We start from the raw sequence: 6,750 nt of genomic DNA, 5'->3' as shown, positions 1-6,750 counted from the left end.
TTTCTATTCTATACTGGTTTCGTTTCTATTTCCAGAAATTCAACTTGTAAAAAAATATATTTTTTCTATATGCTTTGTCGGATTTATTTATATGAACTCTCTGTATTTTCTTTTATACTAAGGCAGGACGAAAGGAAGGCTTGCAACTATGAAAAAATAGACGACCCTAAAGCATATTAGGATCGCCTTTTTTATTAAATAGAAAAACGCTTATACTTCTCATAATCACTCGTCTTACATTCTAGTGCCATTTTCGTACCTTCGTTTTCATAACTCGTAGATAAAACGTGTGCATGATTGTTGAAATACGAAACTACCTGTCCTTGATCATACGGAATTAACATTTCACACTTCGTATACTCTTTATAAATGTGTGAGCGAACCACTTCTACAAGCTCTTCAATTCCAACATGTTTCTTCGCAGATAGATAAACGCGATCTTCTTGCACTTTCGGAATTTCAACATCTACCAAATCTGATTTGTTATATGCATAAATCGTCGGGATATTTTCCACGCCAATTTTCTTTAACGTTTCATTTGTAATATCAATTAATTGCTCATAATTGGGATTTGAGTAATCTACGACGTGAATGAGTAAATCTGCTTCAGCCACTTCCTCTAGCGTTGAACGGAATGCTTTCACAAGATGATGCGGTAATTTACTTACAAATCCAACTGTATCTGTTAATAAAAATGATTTATTATCTGGTAAATCAATATTTCGTACAGATGTCTCTAACGTCGCAAATAACATATCTTTTTCAAATACTTGTTTCTCTACAGTACCGTTAAAAATTTCAAGCATCGTATTCATTATCGTTGATTTACCTGCATTCGTATATCCTACTAATGACACAACTGGAATTTCATTTTTCTTACGTTGTTTACGCTGCGTTTGGCGCTGTGCAACAAGTGCCTCTAATTCTTTATTTAGAGCTGCAATTTGTTCTTCAATTTTACGACGGTCTAATTCCAACTTCTTCTCACCGACACCTTTATTTTTCGTGCCAACTCCCCCGCTTTGTCTTCCTAAAGATTCACGAAGACCGATTAAACGAGGCATCATGTACTGAAGATGGGCCACTTCTACTTGCAACTGCGCTTCTTTCGTTTTCGCACGTTGCGCAAAGATATCTAAAATTAAAATGGTACGATCAATTACTTTACAATCTAAATCCTCTTCTAAATTTCGAATTTGTGAAGGAGATAATTCGTCATTAAAGATGACCATATTTGCATCTACTTCTTTCACATACGCTGCTACTTCTTCAATCTTCCCTTTTCCAATATAATGCGACGGATTTACTCGTTGTAAATTTTGCGTCACTTGACCGATTACTTCCACATCACAAGCTTCCGTAAGATTCGCTAACTCTTCCATCGAATATGCAAAATCAGCTTCCTTACCTAAATTTACTCCAACTAATATTGCTCTTTGTAATAATTCTTCCATATATTTATTCCTCCATTTCGATTACGTAAATAAAAAGCACAGGTCACTGCCTGTGCTTTCGTAAACGGATAAGGGTTCACCAAAGAAATAGAAGAAAGCAGTGCTTTCGTCCTATAACATGGTCAAAAAGTCCTAAGATAATATACGTATTCACACCAAGTGTTCACCTATACTATCCCATTCTATTTTTAAAGGCAAAACAAAAAGAGGGCGTATTCGTCCCTCCCTCTTTTTCACATATAAGCTTAATAAAGGGTTCCTTTAAAATAGGCAGACCAATCCCGTTCACTCTGTACACAGACAGAGCCTTTGAGCGCTATTCAATTATTGGCACAAAGTGTTGAGACGTAATCTGATTAAGATCAAAGGAAGCCCCTCCGTTCATTTCAAGTTATATAAAGTGTAGCATAAGTAATTCGCTTTCACAAGATTTAACAGACTATATCACTCTAAAGAAAATCTTTATATTCTTACTTTAATCGTCATTTTTTGCGAGTTCTTCTCACAATAAAAATAACAACAGCAATTATCAGTAACACACTTATAGAAATGATAGCAACTTGCCACCAACTTAAACCGCTCACCATCTCACCTTTTAAATCCACTTTCTTCGTTGGAGTTGACTCTTTTGCAATATGACTTAAAGTCTGTTTCTCCATCTTTGCATCATCTAATCGCTTCGTTCCACTGCAGATAGATGTCCCTAACTTTTTGTCCCTGTATAAGAAGAAAAGACTAGATACTCTCCCCCCTCTGCAAAACGAAATGTACAGCTACCAAAACTTGTATAAATGATAATTTGCGAAGAACTTGTCCCTTTCCAAATTTTCTTCACTTCAAATAATACTTTAGTTCCAACTCCCTCTTCACTTCTAACATCAATTACTTTCCCCTCAAAAACTACATCATTATTTTGAAATGCATCTTCTGGTGTAAATTTCGCACAATCACATGCATAAGACTTCTCTGGCAAAATAAAAGATGTAACGCTACATATTAAAATAAGAAACAACAAATATACGATTCTTTTCAAGAATCTCAGACCCCTTCATTATCAATTTTAGCAGCTTTCTGTATATTATTTTTACGTCATTCGCCAGATTCCTCCATAGTGAATTAAACATTATCGTTTCCATACAATAAAAGTTTTTATTGACATTTTTACAACCTTATATTAGTATCAGCTTGTAAAAATGTCAGGAGATGTTCCTATGCATTCTAAATCTCGTATTACTACAATTGGTACTTATATTCCAAATCAAGTATTGTCTAATAACGATTTAGAAAAGAAGGAAATTTAAATAATGGAGATACACTTTTACTGTACGGTTTTGGCGGTGGACTTACGCATTTAGGGCTTATCGTGGAGTGGGGTTTAAGTTAAACGAATTAAAAAGAGATTCTAGGAAATAACTAGAACCTCTTTTTAATTTCATGAATTTTTTTTACCTAACCGAGACCATATCACAACAGGAATTAGCAATAATGCTAACACTCCTCCCGCTAATGATAATGCGGCATAACTGGAATTAGCTACTACCATTCCTGACATCGCTCCACCTGAAGCTCCGGCTAACGCAATAAAAACATCTATTTTCCCTTGTGTTTTAGCGCGTGTAGAAGGAGTTGTGGAATCAACAATTTGTGCTGTACCACTAATCAATCCGAGATTCCATCCTAATCCAAGTAAAGAAAGAGCAACAATTAATAATAGTAAAGAATCACTCGGTGCTATCGCAGCTATGACACCCGCTGCAAGTAAAATCACCCCACCAGCTATACTCATCTTAGTACGGCCAATTTTATCAATTAACATTCCTGTAACAAGTGATGGAAGGTACATTGCACCTACATGAAAACCAATCACGAGACCTACTGCACTTAATCCATGACCGTGGTGTCCCATGTGAACTGGAGTCATCGTCATAATCGCAACCATCACTATTTGAGTAAGTATCATTACGATTGCTCCAACAGTAACACCACGTTTATTTTCTATCATTTCTTCTGTTACTGGTTGCCCTTTATATGTATGTTCTTGTTTATATGTTTCTATTATGTTAGCAATAATTAATGGATCTGGACGAAGCATAACAAAAAGGACAAGGCCCGCAAGTATAAATGCCGCTGCTGATAATATGAACGGACCTGCAAGGTTAGGAATTCCAATTGAATGGGCAAAATCTCCCATTACGCCTACTAAGTTCGGTCCTGCAACTGCACCAAAAGTCGTCATAACCATCGTAATACTAATAGCAGTTGCTCGCTGCTTCTTATCTGCTAAATCAGTACCAGCATAACGAGCTTGTAGATTCGTCGCTGTACCCGCACCATATATGAGTAAAGAGACTAGTAATAGAATAATACTATTTGTTAACGCAGCCAATACAACTCCAATAGCCCCTAGTCCCCCTACTATAAACCCTGTTGCAAGTCCTATTCGGCGACCATATTTTTGCGATAACTTCCCAACAAAGAAAGCCGCTACCGCAGATCCCAATGTAAACATAGCAGCCGGTAATCCTGCATATGCATCTGTTCCAAGCATTTGCTGTGCAAGAAGTGCACCTACTGTAATTCCAGCAGCTAATCCCGCTCCGCCAAACATTTGTGAAATACTTACGATTATTAACGTTCGTTTATATAATTTTTGTTGCTCTTCTTCGGTGTACATCCGATTACTTATTGAAGCATCTGCTGTATCTATCATTTCCTCACCTCTCTATAAAACTAATACCTCTTGTTAATGTACTATAGAACAACAAAATCCCCAAATTTAAAATGCTACAATTTTTTTATCCATGTAAAGAACCCCACGGTTTATGTTTCGCCCATTACCGAGGAGTTCCCAAAATAACTATACTAATTTTTTGACAGCCAACGTTCCATCACTAGAGCACAATTCATATTTAGCCTATTTCCCTTACAATTCCTCTACTACTCTTTTTCCCTCTTCTCTTACTTAAAGCTTTCCCTTCCCAAAACAACAAACTTACTAAAGCACAAACTAAAATAATCGGAACACTCGCTTTATATAAATCAGTAAAACTCATCGCCATCTGATTCTGAGCATAATGATTCACATCATTTGAAAATACGAGTATTTCTTTTTTTATGTTCTCTTCTTGTTTTTCAACTTCTTTTGTTACTCGATTCGTAACTTCTTCTCTTTTCACATCTCTATATTCTACTGGAACTCCGCTTAATACCTCATCCACTTTTTGATGAATTAATTCATCTTTTTTCTCTTTACTTAATCCCACCCATATTTCATTTTGTTTCTTTTCTACATTTGCTTCTATACTTTGTTTCTCTATTTTTTCTTTTGTTACTTGTAATATCTCAGTTTGCTGAATACTATCCCCATGAATATTACGTACTTTTTCTTCCGCATAATGATAGACACTCTCTTTATTTACTGTTAAATTGTGAGTTAAATTAGATACAAATATTGCAACCGCTAATACAATTCCAACTTGTCGTAACATCGAGACAACACTTTGAGAAGCAGTTAATAATTCCCCTTCAAACGAAGATGCACTTAAAACTGTAATTGGTCCCACTACTAAACCATATCCAACACCTAATATCATACACGGAGTAATAATTTCTATATTTGTTGAATTGACGCCAATCATTTGCAACCAATAGTAGGATAGACCCATAACAAGAAACCCTGACAAAATAATAGTTACTTTTCCAAATTTTTTAATTAAAGTTGCTGCAACCGGTGAGACAAAAAATATCATCGCTGAAATAGGTGTCACTAAAAAAGCAGCTTCAATTTCCGTTCGGTATTGTATTTTTGTCAAGAATGTTGGAAGCAACACAGTTACTCCGATTAAAAATAAATTACTTAATACAACAACGATAGACGCTCCTACAAACATTCGATCTTTAAATAATTTTAAATTCACCATCGGATTATGAATCTTTCGTTCCACTAAAACAAATAGAATAAGAGAAATAGTGCTAATGGTATAACAAGACCAAGCGATATTACTTTGCCATCCCCACGTATTGCCTTTCACTAATACGAGAGTAAAAGAAAAAATCGCTAAACTACTTAACATAAGTCCAATCCAATCAATTTTTGAAATAATACGTTCTTCATTTTTTACTTGTAACATAATACAGCATAAAATGATTCCCAGAATACAAATCGGAACATTGACGAAGAACACCCATCTCCATCCTACATTTTGCGTAATAATTCCGCCTATTACCGGACCAAGTGCAGCTGACAATCCTTGCGTTACTCCTAAAATAGCAAGTGCAACATGCCTCTTTGCTAACGGCATAGCTGATACACCAATTACCATACTTATCGGAAATAAAATTGCTGCTCCAACACTTTGTATAAAACGAGAAAAAATGAGGAAGTCACCTGTATTAGCAAAAGCACAAAGTACTGACCCACCACCGAAAATCACCAAACCAAGAATATACATCTTTGCTTTTCCAAAAATATCAGCTATCCGTCCTAGCGGAATTGCGAGTACCGCAATAGTCATTGTATATACATTTAATACCCATGACATCTTTTCTAATGAAGTATTCACACTTGTTTGTATAGCTGGTAAAGCTATATTCATAATCGTTGTATCAATCATACAAAGAAAAATACCTAAGCACATTAAAAAGACAATTTTCAGTCCCTTTGATTGCTCCATGTTCATCTACCCCTTTATTTATTTTGAACACATTTTTCATTCTTCTGTTTTATTATTTTCTTTCGCTTCTAACTGCTCTAACTTTCTCTTCAGCGTCTCTACTTGTGCACTATATGTTGCAATACCTACATCAAGCGAAATTTCTTCAACAAACGTAATACCTTCTCTCCATTTTTCATATTTCAAGCGAAGGTCCACAATGTACGCTTCTTTTCTTTCAATTTCGTCCTCAATCCATTTTTTTATCTTCGCACCATCACTATAATTACCAAAATACATCCTCATTAAAAAATCTGAACGTAAAACATCTTTTTCTACATCCGTTTGCATGTATTGATAAAACTCTCCACGCCCTTCATCTGTAATAAAGTACATTTTCTTATTTGGTTTCCCTTCTTGCATGATAACCTCTTTTTTTATTTTCCCCTCTTTTTCTAACTGACGTAACGTTGGGTAAATCATTCCAAAGCTCCCATCAAAAAAATGAGTAAATACGTCTTCAAAAACAATTTTAATATCATAACCAGATAATTCTTTTTGCATTAATAAACCTAAAACAACATCTCTTCCCTTCAAATTAAGACCCCCGCATAGTATATAATCAACAATCATATTAATAATGT

At 35.2% G+C, this 6,750-nt stretch carries 4 protein-coding genes and 3 pseudogenes; 2 read left to right on the top strand and 5 right to left on the bottom strand.

The features are described from left to right. Positions 1–194: 194 nt before the first annotated feature. Positions 195–1,454: a GTPase HflX gene (gene hflX, locus AB3X48_RS15295; RefSeq protein ID WP_016104493.1), complete on the bottom strand. Its 1,260-nt coding sequence runs from the start codon at positions 1,452–1,454 to the stop codon at positions 195–197. A 482-nt stretch (positions 1,455–1,936) separates the two neighbouring features. Further along, a pseudogene (locus tag AB3X48_RS15290) lies at positions 1,937–2,487 on the bottom strand (cobalamin biosynthesis protein CbiN). Positions 2,488–2,665: 178 nt separating this feature from the next. Here AB3X48_RS15290 and AB3X48_RS15285 point away from each other — a divergent pair. Together AB3X48_RS15285 and AB3X48_RS15280 are read left to right on the top strand one after the other, a co-directional pair. Beyond that, positions 2,666–2,743, top strand: a pseudogene (locus AB3X48_RS15285) (3-oxoacyl-ACP synthase); the annotation flags it as partial. Further along, a pseudogene (locus AB3X48_RS15280) lies at positions 2,737–2,838 on the top strand (3-oxoacyl-[acyl-carrier-protein] synthase III C-terminal domain-containing protein); the annotation flags it as partial. The pseudogenes AB3X48_RS15285 and AB3X48_RS15280, both read left to right, overlap by 7 nt. A 48-nt stretch (positions 2,839–2,886) precedes the next feature. Here AB3X48_RS15280 and AB3X48_RS15275 read toward each other — a convergent pair. The 3 genes from AB3X48_RS15275 to AB3X48_RS15265 all read right to left on the bottom strand — a co-directional run bounded on the left by AB3X48_RS15275 (position 2,887) and on the right by AB3X48_RS15265 (position 6,703). Continuing rightward, a complete protein-coding gene (locus AB3X48_RS15275) occupies positions 2,887–4,164 on the bottom strand; it encodes an MFS transporter (protein WP_088098932.1) in 1,278 nt (425 codons plus the stop codon). Positions 4,165–4,363: 199 nt separating this feature from the next. After that, a complete protein-coding gene (locus tag AB3X48_RS15270) occupies positions 4,364–6,127 on the bottom strand; it encodes an MFS transporter (protein WP_088098931.1) in 1,764 nt (587 codons plus the stop codon). Positions 6,128–6,163: 36 nt separating this feature from the next. Next, a complete protein-coding gene (locus AB3X48_RS15265) occupies positions 6,164–6,703 on the bottom strand; it encodes a PadR family transcriptional regulator (protein WP_016104489.1) in 540 nt (179 codons plus the stop codon). Between the last annotated feature and the right edge of the window lie 47 nt (positions 6,704–6,750).

Origin of the sequence: Bacillus sp. S4, from assembly GCF_040838205.1 — a bacterium.
GTDB classification, from domain to species: domain Bacteria; phylum Bacillota; class Bacilli; order Bacillales; family Bacillaceae_G; genus Bacillus_A; species Bacillus_A cereus_U.
Note: the sequence above shows the minus strand (reverse complement) of the source record. Positions and strands in the feature narration are given on the sequence as shown.